Annotated in this window: 17 protein-coding genes; 3 read left to right on the forward strand and 14 right to left on the reverse strand. The window is 64.1% G+C overall.

The window, feature by feature from the left end; genetic code table 11:
- Window positions 1-5: 5 nt before the first annotated feature.
- Both OYT13_RS10810 and OYT13_RS10815 read right to left on the reverse strand, forming a co-directional pair.
- Window positions 6-950, reverse strand: a complete 945-nt coding sequence (locus OYT13_RS10810; RefSeq protein WP_232424646.1) for a YVTN family beta-propeller repeat protein — start codon at window positions 948-950, stop codon at window positions 6-8.
- A 338-nt stretch (window positions 951-1,288) separates the two neighbouring features.
- On the reverse strand, window positions 1,289-1,858 hold the full coding sequence (locus tag OYT13_RS10815) for a PadR family transcriptional regulator (RefSeq protein WP_017234369.1): 570 nt from the start codon (window positions 1,856-1,858) through the stop codon (window positions 1,289-1,291).
- Window positions 1,859-2,046: 188 nt separating this feature from the next.
- Here OYT13_RS10815 and OYT13_RS10820 point away from each other — a divergent pair, with 188 nt between their 5' ends.
- Together OYT13_RS10820 and OYT13_RS10825 are read left to right on the forward strand one after the other, a co-directional pair.
- Entirely contained in the window at window positions 2,047-4,068 is a 2,022-nt protein-coding gene (locus OYT13_RS10820) for an NADPH-dependent 2,4-dienoyl-CoA reductase (protein ID WP_268567706.1), read from the forward strand.
- A gap of 226 nt (window positions 4,069-4,294) precedes the next feature.
- Window positions 4,295-6,070 carry a GGDEF domain-containing protein gene (locus OYT13_RS10825; protein WP_268567707.1) on the forward strand — a complete coding sequence of 592 codons (1,776 nt, stop codon included), beginning with the start codon at window positions 4,295-4,297 and terminating at the stop codon, window positions 6,068-6,070.
- Between the two features lie 62 nt (window positions 6,071-6,132).
- Here the strand turns inward: OYT13_RS10825 and OYT13_RS10830 are convergent, their stop codons facing one another.
- From OYT13_RS10830 to OYT13_RS10885, 12 genes are all read right to left on the reverse strand, one after another.
- Window positions 6,133-7,344, reverse strand: a complete 1,212-nt coding sequence (locus OYT13_RS10830; RefSeq protein WP_268567708.1) for an SAM-dependent methyltransferase — start codon at window positions 7,342-7,344, stop codon at window positions 6,133-6,135.
- Complete coding sequence (locus tag OYT13_RS10835) at window positions 7,341-8,168, reverse strand: DUF1365 domain-containing protein (RefSeq protein WP_017234373.1); 828 nt, start codon at window positions 8,166-8,168, stop codon at window positions 7,341-7,343. The genes OYT13_RS10830 and OYT13_RS10835 overlap by 4 nt, the downstream gene beginning before the upstream one ends.
- Window positions 8,165-9,469: an NAD(P)/FAD-dependent oxidoreductase gene (locus OYT13_RS10840; RefSeq protein ID WP_017234374.1), complete on the reverse strand. Its 1,305-nt coding sequence runs from the start codon at window positions 9,467-9,469 to the stop codon at window positions 8,165-8,167. Before OYT13_RS10840 ends, OYT13_RS10835 begins: the two co-directional genes overlap by 4 nt.
- 151 nt (window positions 9,470-9,620) lie before the next feature.
- Window positions 9,621-10,724, reverse strand: coding sequence for an SAM-dependent methyltransferase (locus OYT13_RS10845; RefSeq protein ID WP_268567709.1), 1,104 nt, complete (start codon window positions 10,722-10,724; stop codon window positions 9,621-9,623).
- Window positions 10,725-10,755: 31 nt separating this feature from the next.
- Window positions 10,756-11,547, reverse strand: coding sequence for a DUF1295 domain-containing protein (locus tag OYT13_RS10850; RefSeq protein ID WP_268567710.1), 792 nt, complete (start codon window positions 11,545-11,547; stop codon window positions 10,756-10,758).
- 187 nt (window positions 11,548-11,734) lie between these two features.
- Window positions 11,735-12,469 (reverse strand): anti-sigma factor, encoded by a 735-nt coding sequence (locus OYT13_RS10855; protein WP_017234377.1) that lies wholly within the window; start codon window positions 12,467-12,469, stop codon window positions 11,735-11,737.
- On the reverse strand, window positions 12,466-13,083 hold the full coding sequence (locus OYT13_RS10860; RefSeq protein WP_442796469.1) for a sigma-70 family RNA polymerase sigma factor: 618 nt from the start codon (window positions 13,081-13,083) through the stop codon (window positions 12,466-12,468). The genes OYT13_RS10855 and OYT13_RS10860 overlap by 4 nt, the downstream gene beginning before the upstream one ends.
- A 206-nt stretch (window positions 13,084-13,289) precedes the next feature.
- Complete coding sequence (locus tag OYT13_RS10865) at window positions 13,290-15,842, reverse strand: cation-translocating P-type ATPase (protein WP_442796470.1); 2,553 nt, start codon at window positions 15,840-15,842, stop codon at window positions 13,290-13,292.
- Window positions 15,843-15,883: 41 nt separating this feature from the next.
- Window positions 15,884-16,303 carry a carboxypeptidase-like regulatory domain-containing protein gene (locus tag OYT13_RS10870; protein WP_268567711.1) on the reverse strand — a complete coding sequence of 140 codons (420 nt, stop codon included), beginning with the start codon at window positions 16,301-16,303 and terminating at the stop codon, window positions 15,884-15,886.
- 190 nt (window positions 16,304-16,493) lie between these two features.
- The gene (locus tag OYT13_RS10875) at window positions 16,494-16,829 is read right to left on the reverse strand and encodes a TraR/DksA family transcriptional regulator (RefSeq protein ID WP_029306728.1); all 336 of its coding nucleotides are present in this window, start codon (window positions 16,827-16,829) and stop codon (window positions 16,494-16,496) included.
- A gap of 16 nt (window positions 16,830-16,845) precedes the next feature.
- A complete protein-coding gene (locus OYT13_RS10880; RefSeq protein ID WP_029306729.1) occupies window positions 16,846-17,709 on the reverse strand; it encodes a universal stress protein in 864 nt (287 codons plus the stop codon).
- A gap of 14 nt (window positions 17,710-17,723) precedes the next feature.
- Entirely contained in the window at window positions 17,724-19,202 is a 1,479-nt protein-coding gene (locus tag OYT13_RS10885; protein WP_029306730.1) for a SulP family inorganic anion transporter, read from the reverse strand.
- A 411-nt stretch (window positions 19,203-19,613) separates the two neighbouring features.
- Between OYT13_RS10885 and OYT13_RS10890 the strand changes: the two genes are divergently transcribed.
- Window positions 19,614-19,943: a recombinase family protein gene (locus tag OYT13_RS10890; RefSeq protein WP_442796471.1), complete on the forward strand. Its 330-nt coding sequence runs from the start codon at window positions 19,614-19,616 to the stop codon at window positions 19,941-19,943.
- Window positions 19,944-20,047 lie beyond the last annotated feature (104 nt).

Consider the following 20,047-nt stretch of genomic DNA (forward strand, 5'->3'; position numbering starts at 1 on the left):
TCTCGTCAGTCCGGATTCGGCGAAAGTACGGGCGCGCGATCAGCAAAGAAAATACCATGCGGCGATCGATTGACGGCAATTCGGTCGATGAGTTTGCGCGTCGTCAGGTCGATCACCCCCACATGACGCGCAAACCGGAATGTCACCCAAAGATAACGCTTGTCGGCGGACAATTCCATATCATCCGGCCCTGGCATCAGGCCGGTGATATCGCCCACCTTGGTCAGCGACTCGTAATCGAGAATGCTGATCGTGCTCTCGACACGGTTGCTCACGGCGATGTGACGGCCATCGGCGAGCGAGCGGAAGTTGTGCGCGCCGCGTCCCGTCGGAATGCGTTTGACGATCTTCTGCGTGCGCCAGTCGACCACGGCCACATCGTCTTCCCCCGTCATGCCGACGAGCAGGTACTTGTCGCCCGGTGTCATCCAGAGCCCCGCAGGCGTCTTGCCAAGCGCCATGCGCCACTTCACCGTTTGCGTCGCAAGGTCGATGGCGGCCAGCTCGCCCGTGTCCTGCACCGTCACGAACACGGTCTTGCTGTCCGATGTGAAGGTCATATGGCTGGGTGTCTTGGCCAGCGGAATGCGCTTGGCGATCGAGAAGTTCTGGCCGTCATAGTGGTACACGTCGAGACGGTCAAGGCGCAGTGCCGTCGTGACGAACCATTTGCGGTCGGGCGAGAACGCGAGCTGATACGGGTCTTCGATGTCCGCGATCTGACGTTGCAGCTTGCCGGTGTTCGGATCGAGGAACATCAGGCTGTTCGAGACCGAATTCGCGACGATCAACGAACGCTTGTCGGGGGTGATCATCAGGTGATGCGGCTCCTTGCCCGTCGGCATGGTGCCGACGACTTTGTGCGACGCCTGATCGATGAGGGAAAGCTGGGCTGCGCCGGAATCGAGCACGATGACGGTGCCGGCATGCGCGGGCGAGAGCGGGAGCATCGCGGCGACCACGACCGAAAGCGTCGCCAGGGTGTGGGCACGGCCGCTCAGCCGGGAAAACTTGAAAGAGAACGCCATGAGAGCCTGAGGTGGGGCATAGGACAGTAACGCAGGGCCGGTAAGCCATGCGTCGATTCCTTCGTTAAACGCGCCACGTGCCCGGCGCGTTGACAGAAAAATGGGACGAGACGGGACGAAACACGGCAAGACGGGATGACGGCGGACGAAGTGGGGACACGGGGTGCGACATTGGCCGAAACGTGGCGCGAAGCGGCGGGATGCTGCAGACCGATAAAACTTATCCGCTCCCCAAGCGCGTAGGCTCACGCCGCGTCTTGTCAGGCGGAAGGCGCATCGGCGGGTGCCACGCCATCCCATTTTTCCAGCAGGGCCAGCGCCTCGCGCGTCCAGTCGAGCCAGCCTTGCTCATACCGCACGCCAAGTAACAGAATGTGCCGTTGCAGTGTGGCGGCGCGCGTTAGCGCCTCGTCCGGGGGAAAGTCGCGCGCTTCGATGGCCTGGTAGGCAGCGAGCTTTTGGGCGTGGAGTGCCGCGCGCCGCTGCAATTCCGGCTGCAGGCCGAGCGGCCCGATGGCGGCATCGGCACGCAGTCGCACCATCAGATCGTCGCGCAGATCGGCGGGGGCCGTGGGGGTGGCGGCCCAGTTGAGCAATTCATCGCGCCCGGCGTCGAGCACGCGGTAGACGCGCTTGCGCGTGCGCCCGCCATCCGGCGCAGCCATCGAATCGATCCAGCCGGACGCCTCCATACGCGCCAGTTCGCGGTAGATTTGTTGATGGCTGGCATGCCAGAAAAAGCCGATCGACTTGTCGAAACGGCGAGCAAGGTCGTATCCGGAGGACGATTTCTCCAGCAACGAGGTCATCAGGGCGTGGGCAAGCGGCATGTCCGGCAGTGTAGGGACTCTATTTAGACTATGCAACCAGTTGCATGGTGGGCAACGCCCCCTTAAAATCGCCCTCGAACTATGCAACCGGTTGCATAAACCAAAGACGCGCGAACGACGCGTCATGTGCTTGCCGGGTAGTCCCTACCAAAACCTGCGGCCCGCGCCGAATGACAAGTGAGACAACGATGAGCGGCTATCCCCACCTGATGCAACCCCTGGATCTGGGCTTTACGACGTTGCGCAACCGCGTGCTGATGGGCTCGATGCATGTCGGGCTCGAAGAGGCGCGCAATGGCTTTGCCCGCATGGCCGAGTTTTACGCGGAGCGGGCGCGTGGCGGCGTGGCGTTGATGGTGACGGGTGGCATCGCGCCGAACGACGCCGGTCGGCCCTATGCGGGCGGCGCCAAGCTCAGCACCGAGGAAGAGGCCGAGAAGCACCGTGTCGTAACGCAGGCCGTGCATGCCGCCGGGGGCAAGATCGCTTTGCAGATTCTTCATTTCGGGCGCTATGCGTACCATCCCGATCTGGTCGCGCCCAGCGCATTGCAGGCGCCCATCATGCCCGCCAAGCCGCGCGAACTGACGAGCGACGAGGTCGAGGCGACCATCGGCGACTTCGTCAACTGCGCCGCGCTCGCGCAGCAGGCCGGATACGACGGGGTCGAAATCATGGGGTCCGAGGGGTACCTCATCAACGAATTCATTGCGGCCCGCACCAACCATCGCACCGACGCCTGGGGCGGCAGCTATGAGAACCGGATCCGCTTCCCCGTCGAGATCGTGCGCCGCGTGCGTGAGCGCGTGGGGCGCGAGTTCATCATCATCTACCGCCTCTCGATGCTCGACCTGGTCGAAGGCGGGTCCACCTTCGAGGAGGTGGCGCAACTGGCCCGCGCGGTCGAGGCGGCCGGGGCGACGCTGATCAATACGGGGATCGGCTGGCACGAAGCCCGCATCCCGACGATTGCCACGAGCGTGCCGCGCGCCGCATTCGCGTGGGTCACCGGCAAGCTCAAGGGGCACGTCGGCATTCCGCTCGTCACGACCAACCGCATCAACATGCCGGACGTGGCCGAACGCATTCTTGCCGACGGCGAAGCGGACATGGTGTCGATGGCGCGCCCGCTGCTGGCTGATCCCGAGTTCGTGAACAAGGCGGTGGCCGGCCGCGCCGAGACGATCAACACGTGCATCGGCTGCAATCAGGCGTGTCTCGATCACACGTTCAGCGGCAAGATCACCTCGTGCCTGGTCAATCCGCGCGCTTGCCATGAGACGGAACTGCGCATCGAGACGGCCGGGCGCACGCGTCGTGTGGCCGTCGTCGGCGCGGGCCCCGCAGGTCTGGCGGCGGCAACCGTCGCGGCGCGGCGGGGACACGACGTCACGCTCATCGAAGCCGATGCCGAGATCGGCGGGCAATTCAACATGGCCAAGCGGATTCCCGGCAAGGAGGAGTTTTTCGAGACCCTGCGCTACTTCCGTCATGAACTGGATGCCGCGGGCGTCAAGGTGCAATTGCACACGCGTGCGACGGTGGCTTCGCTGGTCGACGGCGGGTACGACGACATCGTGCTGGCCACCGGGGTCGTGCCGCGTCGGCCTGCTATCGAGGGACTGGATCACCCCAAGGTACTCAGTTACATCGATGTGCTGCGTGGTGGGGCATCGGTCGGCAAGACCGTCGCCGTGATCGGGGCAGGTGGCATCGGCTTCGACGTGGCCGAGTTCCTCACGCAGGCCGGCGAGAGTGCCACGCTCGTGCCGGCGAAGTTCTACGCGGAGTGGGGCATCGACCCGGCCTACGCGCACGCCGGCGGCCTGCGCTCGCCAGTGCCGCAGACGTCGCCTCGCAAGGTCTACCTGATGCAGCGCAAGACCTCGAAGGTGGGCGACGGACTGGGCAAGACCACGGGATGGATTCACCGCACCGCGCTCAAGCATCGCGGCGTGGAAATGATCCCCGGGGTGACCTATCGCCGGATCGACGACGAAGGTTTGCACGTCACCATCGACGACACGCCGCACGTTCTGCCCGTCGATAACGTAGTGCTGTGCACCGGACAGGAGCCTTTGCGCGAGCTCGCCGAGGGCCTTCGGGCGGCGGGTGCACGCGTGCATGTCATTGGTGGGGCCGATGTGGCGGCCGAACTCGACGCCAAGCGCGCGATCCAGCAGGGCACCGAGGTGGCGATCGACCTGTGACGGTGCCGGGCGAGCGCGGGCGGCGCCAGATCGTTGTGCGACAATGGCGCCTCGTCGATTTCGGCTGCTCGTTTATCGTCCGCCGGCGTTGTCGCAATGCCAAAGCGTGGGCGCCAAGTGCCGGGCGTCACGTGTCCGAGGCACGCTGTGGATTGTCGCCGTCACGGCGGTGTCCGACGCGGCCCGCGTGGGAGCCTGAACCGTGTGGCCGACGGTGTCATCGTCCATGAAGCGCACGTTTCTCTCTACCGTTTCGCTCACCGGCCGCCTGCGGTGGCTGAATCTCGCTGTCGTCTGCGTTGTCGTCGTCCTTTGCAGTAGTTTGCTCGCCTGGACTTGGGGAACATACCAGCGCGCGAGCGACGCGTCCCTTGCGCTTGAGGCCTTGCGTGCCACGCTGCTCGCGATGGAGAAGGCGTCGGCGGAGCGCGGGCCGGCCAATGCCGTGCTGGGCGCCGATCTCCCGCTTCCCGACGGATCGGTCGTTGCGCTGCGCAATGCCCGCGAGGCCACCAACGCGCGTCTTCAGGAACTGCTGTCTGCGCTCTCGGCCGATCGGTGCGACGCCTGCGGCAGCAGCTTGCGGATCGTCGAGCGCGCGCGCCTGGATCTCGCGGCGGCCAGCGCGAACGTCGACCTGTTGGTGCAACGTCCACGCGACATGCGCGGCGACGCGGCCGTGCGCGATGCCGTCGATCGCATGATCCGTGTCATCCCCGAGTTCACCTCTGTGGCATCGTCGCGCATCGACGTGATTTCGCGAGGCGCGCCCGACGCGCTTCACTACGTCGTCCTGGCGCGACTGGCGGCGGATCTGCGCGAGTTTGCCGGACAACTCGGCTCACGCTTCACCGCGGCGCTCACCACCGGGAAGCCGCTCGCCGAGGTCGATCAGCGCGCGATTGAACGCACGCTCGGGCGCGTCGAGCAATTGCACGACATGATCGCCGCGCGCATGATCGATCCCTCTGAACTCAGCCCCGAGACGCTCGACGCCCTGAACACCCAGTACTTTGGTGCGGGGTTGCATTATGTGGCGACGGTACGCACGCTGGCCAGTCAGCCCCAACCGGTCGCGCCAACGACGGCCGAGTTTGCGCGCCAATACGTGCCGACGATGCGCGCGATCACCGACTTCCGCGACAACATGCTGACGCTGGCCCAGCGCAAGGTCGATGCCCGCGCCGCGCTCGCGCTCAAGTGGCTGATCGTCACGGCGATCGCTGCGATTACGCTGGTGCTCGGGATGATCGTTGCGTTGCGGAATTTCCGGCGCAGTGTGGTGCAACCGTTCGAGGCGGCAACGCGTTTCGTCGAGGCGCTGGCGCAGGACAATCTCGATGAGGCGGTGCCGGTTGACGACATGCCGACGCAACGTCCGCAGGTGCGGGCCGTGTTCGATGCGCTGCGCGTACTCAGGCTCAACGCCCTTGAATTAAGGCAATTGCGGCGCGATCGCACCCGGTTGCAGAGTGAGCTGGAAATGAGCGGGGACACGGACCCGCTGACGCAACTGATGAACTGGCGGGCGTTCGAGCGGCAGGCCCAGGCGCTGTGTGCGATGCCGTCGCCGGGGTTGGTGGCGTTGATCAAGCTGGATATCGACAACTTCACGCAGATCAACGCGACCTGGGGACACGGGGTCGGCGACGATGTGTTGCGCCGTGTCGGCGCGGTGTGTCTCAACACGTGTCAGCCGGGGGATGTGGTGGCGCGGCTGGGTGCGGACGCGTTCGCGATCGTGGCCCGTGTGCTTGCCCCATCTCGCGCGCAGCAATTCGCGGAACTGATGTGCGGGCGTATCGAAGCCACCGCGTTGACGTTGCCGAACGGCGAAGTCGTGCCGCTGACAGCGAGCTTCGGCATCGCCATCGGCGATCCGGCGACGTTGGGGCCGACGCCGGTGTCCAGCGGCGGGCCGGCCAATGTCTCGGCACTCTTGAGTCAGGCGGAGCGTCAGCTCGACGCCGCTCGCCGCGCCCGGCGGCGAGCCATCGAGTAGGGCGCGGCGCATCGCGTCAAGGCAAGGCCCGCGGGCCACCGCGCGCGAACGCGCACGGCCCATCAACGCCCATGCGCCACAACGAAGTGCCGCACATCGATGCGCTGTTCAGCGAACGCCGCCTCGCAATATTGGAGATACAGCCGCCACGACCGGATGAACGTGTCGTCGAAGCCTTGCGCACGCACCGCGTCGATCTGCGCTTCGAAGGCGGCACGCCAGTGCTGCAACGTTCTGGCGTAATCGAGACCGAAGCGTAGTGTCTCGACGGCGGTCATCCCGCATGCCTCCGACGCGCCGACAAATCGCTCCGCACTTGGCAGCATGCCGCCCGGAAAGATGAACTCGCGGATGAAGTCGCTCGACGAGCGATAGGCGTCGAAGGCGCTGTCGTCGATGGTGATCGATTGAATGAGCGCACGGCCTCCGGGGCGCAAGCGCGACTTGAGCATGCTGAAGTACGCCGGCCAAAACGCTTCGCCCACGGCTTCGAACATCTCGATCGAAACGATGGCGGCGAACTGGCCTTGCACGTCACGGTAATCCGTGAGCGAGACGTCCGCCAGGTGGCTCAGTCCCTCGGCGTCGATGCGGGCTTTGGCGAGCGTCAGTTGCGCTGGCGAGAGGGTGATGCCATGCACTGCGATGCCTTGCCGGGCCGCGTGCAGCGCAAATCCGCCCCATCCGCATCCCACTTCCAGCACCCGCTCGCCCGGACGCAGCGCCAGCGTATCGATGATCCGCTGATACTTGGCGGCCTGAGCGTCGGCAAGCGAACGGTGGGGGTCGCCCTCGAACCAGGCGCTGGAATAGGTCCACGTGGCGTCGAGCCACAGTTCGTAGAAGCGATTGCCGAGATCGTAATGCGCGTGAATGTTGCGACGGCTGCCCGACTTGGTGTTGCCGCGCAGGCGATGGCGCAGGTGATACCAGATTCGTGCGATCCGCGAGCCCGTGACGGTGTTGGAGATCGACGCGAGGTTGCGTATCGCGAGCCGGAGCAGCGCCACCATATCGGGCGAGTCGACCCAGCCGGCGCGATAGGCGTCTGCAAAGCCGATGTCCCCGGCGTGCATGATGCGGCGGCAGGCACGCCAGTCGCGCAGGTGAAGCGTTGCGCCTGGCGAACTGTGGGGATCTCCGAACACATGCAGGGTGCCGTCGGGACAGATCAGCGTAAGGTGTCCGGCGTGAATCCGGCGCAGCAATGCGATAAACAGGCGCGCGGAAATCGGTGCGATCGGACGCACGGAAAGCAGGCGGAGCGGAATCATGGACGAATCTCCCGGTCGGCGGAAGCGGCGCGCTCCGGCGCCGTTGCACGTAGCGTTGGCGGCGTCTTGCCGAAGAACGGCACGCGCTTGAGCCAGAGCCTCAGCGCTTGCCAGTGAATTCTGATGACGACGTTCAGCGCATTGGAGGGCTGCGAAAGCACGGCGAACAGAACGCGCCGCCCCGTGAACGGTTCGGCCCGCATGGCGATCGCCGTGCGCAGCAGCAGCGCATCGCCGACGCGGTAGTCGATGGCGACTGACCATATCGCGCCCTTGCGGCGTACGCGAAACTCGTATTGCCCCTGCACGTCGCAAAACGGGGAGACATGAAAGACTTTGCGGCAGACGAGCCGCGTATCGCCACGAATGGGCGCATGATCGTCGGCACTGAGCAGATACCCGTGGTGTTGACCAAAGGTGTTGCGCACATCCGCATACAAGGCGCGCAAATTCCCCTGACGGTCATGGCAGTACCAGAAGCTCACCGGATTGAACGCGTAGCCGGCCATGCGTGGAATCGTCTGCAGCCAGACGGCGCCGTCGGCGGGAATTCCCGCCTCCGCCAGACGTGCGCGCATCCAGGGCAGGAGCGCACTGCCGTCGCGGGGACCGTAGTCGGACGATTTCAAGGCGAGTGGGCGTCGCCGGTCCAGCGCGAACCATCGGCTGCGCAGGGCGTCGAGACGCCCGACATCGCAGGCGATCTGAAACATCGAATAAGTGAACGCATGCCGGACCGGATGCAGCCGTTCGTGGGTCACGAGACCGCGCAGCAGCCAGGCAGGCGGTGTCGAGGGGGTGCCCGAGACCTCCTTCGTGCTCATGGCTGCGCCCACGTCGGCATCACGCCGAAGGCGTCAGCCACCCGCAGCGCGGATTTCAGGCCGTCCTCGTGAAATCCATAGCCGGTCCAGGCGCCTGCGAACCACGTCCGTTGGCGGCCTTGAATATCGGGCAAGCGCGATTGCGCGTCCACGGCCGCCAGATCGAGCAGGGGGTGTTCATAGGCATAGCGTCCCAACACCTTGTCGGGCGCTGGCTCATGGCTCGGGTTGAGCGTGACAATCACGGGCGACGTGAAGGGCAGGGCCTGGAGCTGGTTGATCAGATAGCTCACGCACACGGGACGGTGCGCGTCGGCGGCCGCGTTCGCCTGACTGACGTAATTCCACGCGGACCAGACGCGACGGCGGCGCGGCAGCAGCTTCGGATCCGTGTGCAGGACCGCGGCGTTCGGTTGATAACGCACCGCACCGAGAATCTGATGCTCGGACGCGTTGGCGTCGCCCAGCAACCGCAGGCTGTCCGGGGCGTGCCCGGCGAGCACGACGGCGTCGAAGCGCTGCGATTCGCCGTTGCCGAAAGCGATTGTCACGCCATCGCGCTCGCGCGTCACCCGCCGTACGGGCGTTCGCAACCGGACATCGTCGAGCGTTGCCAACATGCGCCGCACGTAGGCGCGTCCACCACCGGCGACGGTTTTCCATTGCGGACGATGCCGAATCTGCAGCAGCGCGTGATTCAGGCAGAAGCGCAGAAAGGTCGCCGCCGGAAAGTGCAGAATGTCGGCCGCCCGGCTCGACCAGATCGCGGCGGCCATGGGCAAGAGATAGTGGTGCTGGAACGGTTGTCCGTAACCGTTCGCCACCAACAGGTCGCCGACGGACTGGCGCTCGCGCACTGCGCTTTGCAGGTGTTGCTCCGCCGTCGCGTTAAAGCGCAGTACGTCGCGGAGCATCCCCAGAAAGCGCGGGGAATAGAGGTTGCGACGTTGGGCAAATACGGTGTTCAGGTTCGTGCCCGCCCATTCGAGCGCACCGCCGTCGACCGACACCGAGAACGACATATCGCTCGCGATGGCGCTCACGCCGAGTTCGTCGAACAACGCGATCAGGTTGGGATAGGTGCGATCGTTGAAGACCAGGAAGCCCGTGTCGACCGGGGCACAATGCCCGTCGAGCGTGACATCGACCGTGTTCGTATGTCCTCCGGCATAGTCGCCCGCCTCGAACACTGTCACGTGATGCTTGCGCGCGAGGAAATAGGCGCTGGCCAGTCCGGCGATGCCCGCGCCCACCACGGCGACACGTTGTCCGGGAGGCAGGGTGGCGGTCGATGCATTCATTGGCTTGTCTCGTCGAAGTTTTTTGCTTATACGAAACGCAAGCGCGCGCGGATGCATGCGCGTTTGAAAAAGCGGTGAGCCACCCACGAATGCGCCCGCCGCGGCCGGATACGCAGGGCGCGCCACGTCATGGCGGCGGCGGGGCGGCGGCTCATACCTGTTGGCGCCGCTTTTCGAACAGATAGTGGCCCACGCCCCATTCGCGGCCCTGGGCGTAGCCGAACAGTTCGGCAACGGCCATATAGAACATGCGCCAGCGCTGGAACTGAACGCCGGCCTGCGGGCCATAACCGGCCTCGAGCATCGGCAGGGTCGTCGCACGCGACGCGTCCAGGGCCGCCAGCCAGTCGTTGGCTGTGCGCTCGTAATGGCGACCATCGACCCACCAGCGGTTCACGATGCGCAGGTCGTCCTGGAAGTGCAGCAACAGATCCGCGCTGGGCATGGTGCCGCCGGTGAAGAAGTGTCGCGACATCCAGTCGCTGCCATCCTTGTTCTGGAAAGGGTAGGCCACATGACGATGCGCGAAGAGATGGACGAACAGGGTGCCATCGTCGTTCAGCCAGCGGGCGATCTTCCCGAGCAATGCGCCGTAGTTCTTCATGTGCTCGAACATTTCGATGGACAGGATGCGATCGAATCCTCCGCGAACGCCGTCATCGAACTCAAATTCCGCCACATTGCCGGTCACGATCTGCAGATTCCGAAGCCCGCGTCGCGCCGCCGTCGACTCGATGAAACGGCGTTGACCATGAGAATTCGACAGCCCAACGACCTGCGTACCGGGATATTGCGCGGCGAGCCAGAGCGAGAGCGAGCCCCAGCCGCAGCCAAGATCCAGAATCCGCTGACCGTCGGCGATATCGGCGCGCTGCGCGTAGAGGGCCAGCATCGCCTGCTCGGCCTGGGCCAGTGTCTCGTCGCCATTCGGGTAATAGCAGCACGAGTACTTGACGGCGGGTCCCAGGTGCTCGGCAAAGAAGTCGCTTGGCACCTCGTAGTGCTGCGTGTTGGCGGCCTGCGTATCCACGGCAATCGGACTCGCGCGCAGTTCACTGACGAACGCGGCAAGCGATTCGACGCTTTTCTCGGGATCGTGCGCATGCGCTTCGCGCAGGCGCTGGCGCATCAGCATGCGCATGCCCGCGCGCAAAAGGATATCCGGCACAAGGCCCCGCTCGCAAAGCCGGATCAATCCGGTTTCGTCGGGCGCTTCGGCTCGGGCGGCGGGGGGTTGCGTAAGGGAGGCGGTCATCGCGATGGGCTCCTGACTTCAATGCGCGGATTCATGGCAGCGGCGTTTCCGCGGACTTCCTGGGTGGCCAGGGAATGAGCACGCTGGTGGTTTGCATGTACGTCTTGTAGGCGGGGCGAGAGCGCATCAGATGCGCTTCAAGCAGCGGAATGCCCGACACTTTGAGCAGTAGCCACGCCATGAGCAGCGGCGCGAGCAACGTCGTCCATGCCCAGGGCGCGCCAAATGCGATCACCGGGTAGGCACACCAGTGCAGGCACTCGAAGAAGTAATTGGGATGCCGCGAGTACCGCCACCAGCCGACCTGGCAGACTTGGCCACGGTGGCTGGTGACGGCGGTGAAGTGTCGCAGTTGACGGTCGGCCGACGCCTCGCCCGCGACGGCGGCCAGCCAGACGAGTGCGGCGACGGCCAGCGCCCACGGCGCCGGCGCGTGGGCGTTGAATGCCGGCACGAAGAACGCTGCCGCGAGCAGCATGGCGATCACGCCCTGCAACTGGAAGAACCAGAACATGTTGCGTCCGGCATGCTCGCCCCACTGTTCGCGAAACTGCCGGTAACGCGCATCTTCCGGATGCCCGTAGTTGCGACGCCAGAGATGCATTGCGAGGCGCAGGCCCCATACGCCTCCGGCCACGCCGACGAAGGCGCGATTGATCGCGTGGCCGGTGCCGAGCCCTGCCGCCGCGATCGCCACACTGCCGAGTGCGGCGGCCCAAACCGGGTCGACCATGCCGGCGTTGTGCGAGCGCCATTGGTAGCACCAGGCGAGCGTCAACGCAGCACACATTCCAGCGAACGATACGACGACAGCAAACAGCATGCTGGCTCCAGATAGGGATTCGGGGCTCGATGCTGCTGTATACGAACGTCACGCGTTGCCGGATGCACGCGCCGGCGACATCTTGGAATCGAAGCGGGGAGCGGGCTTGCGGGAAAGCGACGAAGGGGTTGTCCAACGTACGGACAACCCCTTCAGATGACACGATGGCGGAGGCGCGCCAGGGCGCTCAGGCGGGTCGGATGGCGCCGGTCGCGACCACGGGGCCGGTCGGTTGGCCGGTGGGAGAGCCGCCCGGCGGTTCGACGGACACCGCGAGTACGGCGTTGCTGTCCATCTGCGCGAGGATTTGCGGCGACAGGGACATCGACGCGGGTTGATCCGAAGCAAATACGCCTAGCGGAATGGGTTTGGCGTTCCGCGGGATCAGCCACAGCTCGGTGGCGCGGCCGGCGGCAATGACGGGCTTCACGACCGGTACCACGACCATGCTCGACCGGCGCCTGTCGACCGTTGCGGTCCAGTGAGCGACGCCATCCTGGCGGGCGATCGTCGACACCATATAGGCATTGGCCGTCACGGCGGGCGGACTGCGCGAGGGCATCAGCGTCACGACGTTCACGGCAAGCAGCGCCAGCGCCGCGAGGCTTGCGCCGAGCCCCACCCATCGCCAGAGGCGCAAGTTGTCCCACCAGGTAGCCGGTCGCGGGCGGGCCGTGCGCGGGGCGTCCGGCACGGCGCCAAGATCGCGCTGGATGCGTTGCCACACGCGCGGCGGGGGGGCGATGGGCTCGACGTCTTCGGCCAGTCGCGCGATGCGCGATTGCCACTGGTGCAGGGTTGCCTGAATCAGCGGATTCGCGTCGGCGGCCTGCTCGAGTTCGCGCCGTTCGGCGGCACTCAGCACGCCGAGGGCATATTCGGCGCAACGCAGCTCGTCGTCTTGGTTGGCGGGCGTATTCATTGCTCGAGGCACACTTTCAGTTGCATTAGGCTGCGGCGAATCCAGCTTTTCATCGTGCCAAGCGGCACGCTAAGGCGCGCCGCGAGTTCGCTGTACGAGGCGCCAGTAAAGAACGCCTCGCGCACCACGCCACGTTGTTGCGGCTCGAGGCGTTGCAGGCATTGCTCCAGGCGTTGCCGTTCCTCGGACGCTTCGGCAAGTGCGGCGGGCGACGGGTCATCCGATGGGATGGCAAGGGCATCAGCATCGTCGAGGGCGGCCTCACGGTGCTCGCGCAGTCGGTCGATGGTTCGGTTGCGGGCCAACGTGATCAGCCATGTCATGGCGTTGCCGCGCTCGGGATCGAAGCCGCCGGCGCGTCGCCAGACGCTGACGAACACCTCCTGAAGCAGGTCCTCGGCTTCCGCCTTGTCGCGCACCATTCGCAGGATCACGCCGAACAAACGTGCCGATGTCATCTGATAGACGGCGGCAAAAGCTTCGCGGTCTTCCTGCCCCACGGCCGATAGTGCTCGGTTCAATGCGTCGCGCCATGCCATGTCGGCACTGGGGTCGGGCTGGCGCTGCGAGGGGGATGGACGTGCTCGATTGGCACTTCTGGGCATGTCGTTCATGCGGACGTGGCCTTCGTGTGGGCCATAGCATTGACGTTCCGCGCAATATAGCACCTTCGGTGCGAAATGGCGCGTTGTGTCCGGCATGAGAAGGCGAGGATTCGGCATGGCGTGCTGACTGACGATGAGCGTGTTGAGTCATACGTATCAGGCACGCGCCCGGATGCGCGGCATCGGTGTATTCTCGGTTCCCCTTTGGCTCGCGTTCAGGGAGTGAGCAGTGCTACAAGTCCAAACAGTCGTGCCAGGGGCGGTACGGACATCAGCAGTATTAGCGCGCCCCCGGTCAGGCCCAACACCCGCCAGAGATAGGGGTTTCGGGGCTGTCCGCGATCGGGACGCTTCGTACGCAGTACCCGCTGGACCACGAAGATCAGCGCGACATTGACCACGACCAGCAGTTCGAATGCCAATGTGCGGGCCAAGGGGATCGGGTCGGCGTCGGCGCTGACATAGCGCAGCAGTCCCGCGTAGACCCCGAGGACCAGCACGCCGGCCAGCGCGCCCACGGAGGCCACTCGCAGGAAGGCGCGGGACGATAGGAGTCGTGCCCCGGCGTGCCGGGGAGGGGTCGTCATCAGGTGAGCGGCTTCCGGTTCGTTCTCGAATACGATCGAGCAGACCGGATCGATCACGAGTTGCAGGAAGACGATGTGGACCGGCGCGAGCATGGGCGGCAAGCCGACCAGAATCGGCACCACGGCTGCCGCGACCATGGGAACATGCACCGCGATGGTATAGCTGATCGCGAGAACGAGATTGGCGTAGATGCGTCGCCCGAGTCGGATGGCCGACACGATCGGGGCGAAGTTGTCGCGCAGCAGGACCAGCGCGGAGACTTCGCGAGCGACTTCCGCGCCGCGCAATCCCATCGCAATGCCAATGTGGGCCGCCTTCAGGGCCGGTGCGTCGTTCACCCCGTCGCCCGTCATCGCCACCACTTCGCCGTTGTCTCGCAGCGCATTCACCAGGCGAAGCTTTTGCTCGGGGCGGATGCGGGCGAAGGTCTCGACGTCCTTGACCGCGTCGTGCACTTGCGCGTCGGTCATGGCCGCCAGGGCCTGCCCAGTCACGATCCGTCGGCAGTCGATACCGACCTCGGTCGCGATCGCTTGCGCCGTCGACGGATAGTCGCCGGTCACCATGACCACGCGAATGCCTGCGGCATGGCATTGCGCGATCGCCTGTGCGACTTCCGGCCGGACCGGGTCGGACAGACCGACCAGCCCCAGGAACTCGAACGCGAAGTCGTGCTGATCCTTCGGCCACTCGGGGTGCAAATGCGAGGCCTTCGCCACCCCCAGCACCCGCAATCCGCCCGACGCCATGGCTGCCGCCTGATCCAGGACCGCCTGGGTTGCCGTCTCGTCCAGATGGCAAAGCGCACAGACGGCTTCCGGTGCCCCCTTGCAGGCCACCGAATGACGGGTGGGTTCCGGGGTGCGCCACGCGTGGGACATTGCGGGCACCTCGGGCGTCAGCGCGTACTCGTGCACCAACGACCAATCCGTGTGCAAACGTCCGGTGCCCGCGAGGCCCAGGCGTCCGGTCTCGTGGAACGCCCGCTCCATCGGGTCGATGGGTTCGATTTCGCTGGCGAGCACGAGGTATTCGATCAACTCGTGAAAGGCGGTGTCGATCCGTGGGGTCGAGGGATCCACGTCAAATCGTCTGCCATGGGCGACGAGCGCGCTCACCGACATGCGATTCTGGGTCAGCGTGCCCGTCTTGTCGACGCACAGCACCGACGTTTGACCGAGTGTCTCGATCGCGCTCATCCGGCGCGTGAGCACGCCCTCTTTGGCGATGCGGCGTGCGCCCAAGGCGAAGAACACCGTGAGGATGACCGGAATCTCTTCGGGCAGGAGGCCCATCGCCAGCGTAATCCCGGCGAGTATGCCGGGAAGCCATTCGCCAACGCGCCAACGGTACGTGAGCGTGAGGAGAACGACCGTGGCGATGGCGACGGCGGCAAAGCGATTGACGAAGGTTCTCGTCTCGATTTGCAGCGGGGAGAGCGCTTCCGAGATGCCGCTCAGCGACTTGCCGATGCGACCGAGCGTCGTATTCGGTCCGGTGGCGGTCACGACCATGCGGGCTTGCCCTTGTACCACCATGGACCCGAAAAATAGCTGGCTGTCGGCGGCCTCGCCCTGTTCGATCGATTGGCGGGAGCGGGCATCGAGCGGGGTGACGGCCTTGCTGACGGCAACGGATTCCCCCGTCAGCAATGACTCGTCCACACTGAGTTCGTGGAGTTCAACGGCAAGGCCGTCTGCGGGCACGCGGTTGCCTTCATCGACGAAAACGATGTCGCCGGGGACCAGTTCCGAGGCGGAGACCAGTTGACGGCTGCCGTCGCGAAGCACCTTGGCGCGCGGTGCCGACAGTTCGCGAAGCGAGTCGAGCACCTGGGCGGTGCGATGGCTCTGATAGACGGTGAGAAGGACAATCGCCGTAACGAAGGCAAGCAGCGTCAGCGCTTCGGCGCGATCTCCGAGAATGAGATAGACGGCGCTTGCCGCGAGCAACAGCAGGAACATCGGCTCGCGCAGCACTTCCCATAACGTGATCCACCAGGTGCGGCGTGCGGCGTAGTCCACGACGTTCCAGCCGAACCGAGCGCGCTGGGCCAGCACCTCGGCGCTCGATAGGCCCTGTTCGGCGTCGGGCGGCCGGATCGGGGCGGCCTCGGGTGCGCTGGCGATGTCACAGGATCCACTGGAAGCGGATGTGGATGTGGATGGCGTTGCGCACATGCGTGTCGGCGCTTGGACGTCTCGCGGCGTGGCAATGCGGCTCACCGGCGATGGGGTCTTGGGCACTGCTTGCAGAGATGCAGCACGGCTGGCGCGTCTGGATCGTCCCAGGAGAAATGGAGGTCGACGGCGCCGCGCTTGGGGACACGGATATTCCTGGATTCCGATCTGGCGGGGGTGTGCACAGAGACGCGATAGTCGCCCGCCGGCATCCGGACAAAGAGGAACGGTCCCTCGGTTCGCACCGCCAGGACGTGTCGCCCGGCCCCTGCGGTGATAGTGACATCGACGTCGGAGAGATAGCTTCCCGACGTCGACGTGAACGTCATCCGGAGGTTGTACTGGGGCGCTGCGGCGCGAAACACCTGGACTTCGTCCTCGCCAATGCCGCCCGTGATGTACGAGACGCCACTTTCCGATTCCGGTTGTGGTGTCGATGCTGCCAGCGCGACGCCAATCATGCATAGCCATGCGAAAAGTGGCACAAACAGCGAAACGCGGGCGCTTCTCGACATCACAATTCTCCCCATATCGGTCTCGTTTCCAGAATGGCCGGTGGCGCTCGTTTGCGTGTTGGGGTCGTCTCAGAAAACGGAAAATAAAGCACGTTAAGGCAAAACGGCTCCACCGTTGGGCATCAATACGGCTTTGTCATTGACGCTCTGTTGCGCATTCCTGGCAGAACACAACAGCAGGATCGGCGTTCAACCGTTCCGGCTCCAAATCACTGTGACAGGCGCAGCACAGCCCATAGGTGCCAGAGTCGAGGCGGGCCAGCGCAGCTTCGACCTTGCGCTTGCGAATGGTCAGCCGCTCCCGCAATCCTTGGGCGAGAGCCTGCTGTTGGAGGGCGTCGATACGCGACACCCTACCGACACAGGATTGATCCAGCTCGACCGGCGCGGCGGACTGTTGAGCCTGCTGGATTGCCTCAACGGTTTCCCTTTGCTCGATCAGCAGTCGAGCGCGGAACTGTTCCATGTCCATTGAGGCGACTCCTTCGCTATCGCAGTAGAAGCGTGGGGACGGTCGAGGAACGCAGCAGGTCAGCGGTCTTGCTGCCGAACATCAAAGTGCGCAGCGGCGAGTGACCGAATGCGCCCATGATGAGCATGTCGATGGACTGCTCCTTGACCGTCTTGGCGATGATGTTTTCCGCATCGCCGGGGATCAGCGAGGCGGTCACATTGAAGCCAGAGGCCTCCAAGGTGGTCTTGGCCCAATCAAGCTGCTTGGGTGCGTCCTGGCTTTCCTTTCCCGACATCAGCAGGGTGATTGGCAAGCCACGGAACAGCGGGCTGCCTGCGACCATTTCGACGCCACGCCGGGTCACGGTACTACCGTCGAAGGCGATCATCACGCGCTGCGGCTCTTTGAAGCCTTCGGTCACGGTCAGGATCGGTTTGTGCAGGGACCGCACTACCTGTTCCACATTGCGGCCCAAGTCGCGCTGTGTCGTTTCTGCGGCTTCGCCACGGCGTCCGAGTACCAGCAGGCGCACGCCGTCTTCCTGTTCGGCCAGCGTGGCTTCCAGCTCACCATGACGCTGGCGAACATCGACCAGCGCGGCACCGGCAGCGGTGGCCCGTTCGCGCAGGCGGTTCAGGAAGATGCGGCCTTGTTCACGAGCATTCTTGGTGCGGGCCTCGTCTTCTGCGGAGAGCTTGGTCAGCAGGTTTTCTTGGGCGTCGATGCCGATGGCCCCGCTGTGATCTTCGCCTGATCCCTGCTCGGGGTGGCGGTCGATGACGTGTAGGAACTCCAGCGGCGCGTCCATGCGGCGAGCGGCCCATGCGGCGTAGTCAGCCACGTATTCGGCGAAGTGGGATTGATCCACGCAGGCCAGCACTTTGTTTTCGTTCTTCATGATCCTGTTTCCTCTCAGTGGCCCATCAGCATGTCGTCGGCACCGTCTTTGTCATGCACGGCGAACTTGTCCACTAGCGTGGCGCTAGCCTCGTTCAAGCCGATGACTTCTACCTCGGTGGCTTCACGGCGGAACTTGATGACCACCTTGTCCAAGGCACTGACAGCGGTGATGTCCCAGAAGTGGGCACGGCTCACGTCAATGCGCACCTTCTCGATGACCTCCTTGTAGTCGAAGGCATTGATGAAGCGTTCCGACGAGGCGAAGAACACCTGGCCGGTGATGGTGTAGGTGCGCACGCGGCCTTCGTCCTCAGTGCGAGAGGTGACGCGCAGAATCTGGCCCACCTTGTGCGCGAAGAAAAAGCCTGACAACAACACGCCGACCAGCACGCCCTTGGCCAAGTCGTGGGTGCCGACCGTCACCACCACGGTGGCCAGCATCACCACGCTGGAGCTTTTGGGGTGCTCGCGCAGATTGCGGATCGAGGCCCAGTTGAAGGTGCCGATGGACACCATGATCATCACCGCGACCAGTGCGGCCATCGGAATGCGGGCCACCCAGTCACCGATGAACACCACCATCAGCAGCAGGAACACGCCAGCGGCCAGCGTGGAGAGTCGGCCACGGCCGCCGGATTTCACGTTAATGACCGACTGGCCAATCATGGCGCAACCGGCCATGCCACCGAGGAAGCCGGAGGCGATATTGGCGACACCCTGGCCCACGCATTCACGGTTCTTGTTGCTGTTGGAGTCGGTCAGATCATCGACGATGGAAGCCGTCATCATGGATTCCAGCAGGCCGACGACTGCCAAGGTGGCCGAGACAGGGAAGATGATCTTGAGCGTTTCGAGGTTCAACGGCACATCAGGCAGCAGGAACACCGGCAGGCTGTCGGGCAGCTTGCCCATGTCGCCCACGGTGCGAATGTCGAGACCGAGGAAGATCGCTACGGCAGTCAGTACGACGATGGCGACCAGCGGCGACGGCACCGCCTTTGTGATGTAGGGGAAGCCGTAGATGATGCCCAGACCTGCCGCCGTCATGGCATAGACATGCCACGTCACGTTGGTCAGCTCGGGCAACTGAGCCATGAAGATCAGGATGGCCAGCGCGTTGACAAAGCCCGTGATGACCGAGCGAGAGACAAAGCGCATCAATGCGCCGAGCTTGAGCCAGCCCGCGAGAATTTGCAGCACGCCGGTCAGCACGGTGGCAGCCAGCAGATATTGCAGGCCGTGGTCTTTGACCAAGGTCACCATCAGCAGCGCCATTGCACCTGTGGCCCCAGACACCATGCCAGGGCGACCACCGGCAAAGGCAATGATTGCGGCAATGCTGAATGAGGCGTAAAGGCCGACCTTGGGATCGACGCCCGCAATGATCGAGAAGGCAATCGCCTCGGGGATCAGTGCCAGCGCGACGACGATGCCCGCTAGTAGGTCGTTTCGGACATTGGAAAGCCAGTCCTGGCGTAAGGATTTCATCATTCTTCTATTCCGTTGTGGTTGCCAGCCAGTGGTGGCAGTTGGGGCGAGCGCAAGCGCGTCTTCCCGGCCAGCGGAATAGAGAACGAACCCCGAGTGATCCGGGGCCAGCAAGACGCAGTGAATCGGACGTGCAGCCTCGTGCGAGCGTGGTGAGTGGTTGAAGCTGGCTCGCAGCGAGAAAGAGGCTTACACGGGTAGGAACTCCGATAGTTGGCTTGCTGATTTTTTGGAAGGGGTATTTTACCTTCTTTGCGGCGGCGCAGCAATAATAATGTCAGTCTGAGCTATACCCTAACCTGATGTCAGGAGGAGCTTCTAAATGTGTCAGCTTAGGGTGTTGTGCGTGTTTCATTGACACTGATTGGTTGGGGTTATAGATTTATTCCTGACACTGTGCATTTTGGAGGAGTTATGCAGGGACAACGTATTGGCTATGTCCGAGTCAGCACCTTTGACCAAAACCCAGAACGTCAGCTTGAAAAATCTCTGGTGGATCGAGTTTTCACCGACAAAGCATCAGGTAAGGATACTCGGCGGCCACAGCTCGAGGCGCTGCTCTCTTTCGTGCGTGAGGGGGATACTGTGGTGGTTCACAGCATGGACCGTCTCGCTAGGAACCTAGATGACTTGCGGCGGATTGTGCAAACGCTCACCAATCGGGGGATCAAGATTGAGTTTGTGAAGGAGGGCTTAACCTTCACAGACGAGGAGTCCCCAATGTCGAACCTAACAGGCTGTTGAAGTATCCCTGTCGTGGCGCGGCGGTACCTTTCCAAAGAGCCATCACGCTGATTCGGATCATGTCGTTTTGATGCTGGATTTCCTAAATTCGGACCGATTCGATG

The sequence above is a fragment of the Pandoraea sp. XJJ-1 genome, from assembly GCF_026802345.1.
Lineage (GTDB): Bacteria > Pseudomonadota > Gammaproteobacteria > Burkholderiales > Burkholderiaceae > Pandoraea > Pandoraea cepalis.

Excerpts from the sequence above, each read along its gene's own strand:
- OYT13_RS10810 (WP_232424646.1), bottom strand. The coding sequence starts at position 950 with ATGCTCCCGCTCTCGCCCGCGCATGCCGGCACCGTCATCGTGCTCGAT.
- OYT13_RS10815 (WP_017234369.1), bottom strand. The coding sequence starts at position 1,858 with ATGCCGCTTGCCCACGCCCTGATGACCTCGTTGCTGGAGAAATCGTCC.
- OYT13_RS10820 (WP_268567706.1), top strand. The coding sequence starts at position 2,047 with ATGAGCGGCTATCCCCACCTGATGCAACCCCTGGATCTGGGCTTTACG.
- OYT13_RS10825 (WP_268567707.1), top strand. The coding sequence starts at position 4,295 with ATGAAGCGCACGTTTCTCTCTACCGTTTCGCTCACCGGCCGCCTGCGG.
- OYT13_RS10830 (WP_268567708.1), bottom strand. The coding sequence starts at position 7,344 with ATGATTCCGCTCCGCCTGCTTTCCGTGCGTCCGATCGCACCGATTTCC.
- OYT13_RS10835 (WP_017234373.1), bottom strand. The coding sequence starts at position 8,168 with ATGAGCACGAAGGAGGTCTCGGGCACCCCCTCGACACCGCCTGCCTGG.
- OYT13_RS10840 (WP_017234374.1), bottom strand. The coding sequence starts at position 9,469 with ATGAATGCATCGACCGCCACCCTGCCTCCCGGACAACGTGTCGCCGTG.
- OYT13_RS10845 (WP_268567709.1), bottom strand. The coding sequence starts at position 10,724 with ATGACCGCCTCCCTTACGCAACCCCCCGCCGCCCGAGCCGAAGCGCCC.
- OYT13_RS10850 (WP_268567710.1), bottom strand. The coding sequence starts at position 11,547 with ATGCTGTTTGCTGTCGTCGTATCGTTCGCTGGAATGTGTGCTGCGTTG.
- OYT13_RS10855 (WP_017234377.1), bottom strand. The coding sequence starts at position 12,469 with ATGAATACGCCCGCCAACCAAGACGACGAGCTGCGTTGCGCCGAATAT.
- OYT13_RS10860 (WP_442796469.1), bottom strand. The coding sequence starts at position 13,083 with ATGAACGACATGCCCAGAAGTGCCAATCGAGCACGTCCATCCCCCTCG.
- OYT13_RS10865 (WP_442796470.1), bottom strand. The coding sequence starts at position 15,842 with ATGTGCGCAACGCCATCCACATCCACATCCGCTTCCAGTGGATCCTGT.
- OYT13_RS10870 (WP_268567711.1), bottom strand. The coding sequence starts at position 16,303 with ATGATTGGCGTCGCGCTGGCAGCATCGACACCACAACCGGAATCGGAA.
- OYT13_RS10875 (WP_029306728.1), bottom strand. The coding sequence starts at position 16,829 with ATGGACATGGAACAGTTCCGCGCTCGACTGCTGATCGAGCAAAGGGAA.
- OYT13_RS10880 (WP_029306729.1), bottom strand. The coding sequence starts at position 17,709 with ATGAAGAACGAAAACAAAGTGCTGGCCTGCGTGGATCAATCCCACTTC.
- OYT13_RS10885 (WP_029306730.1), bottom strand. The coding sequence starts at position 19,202 with ATGATGAAATCCTTACGCCAGGACTGGCTTTCCAATGTCCGAAACGAC.
- OYT13_RS10890 (WP_442796471.1), top strand. The coding sequence starts at position 19,614 with ATGCAGGGACAACGTATTGGCTATGTCCGAGTCAGCACCTTTGACCAA.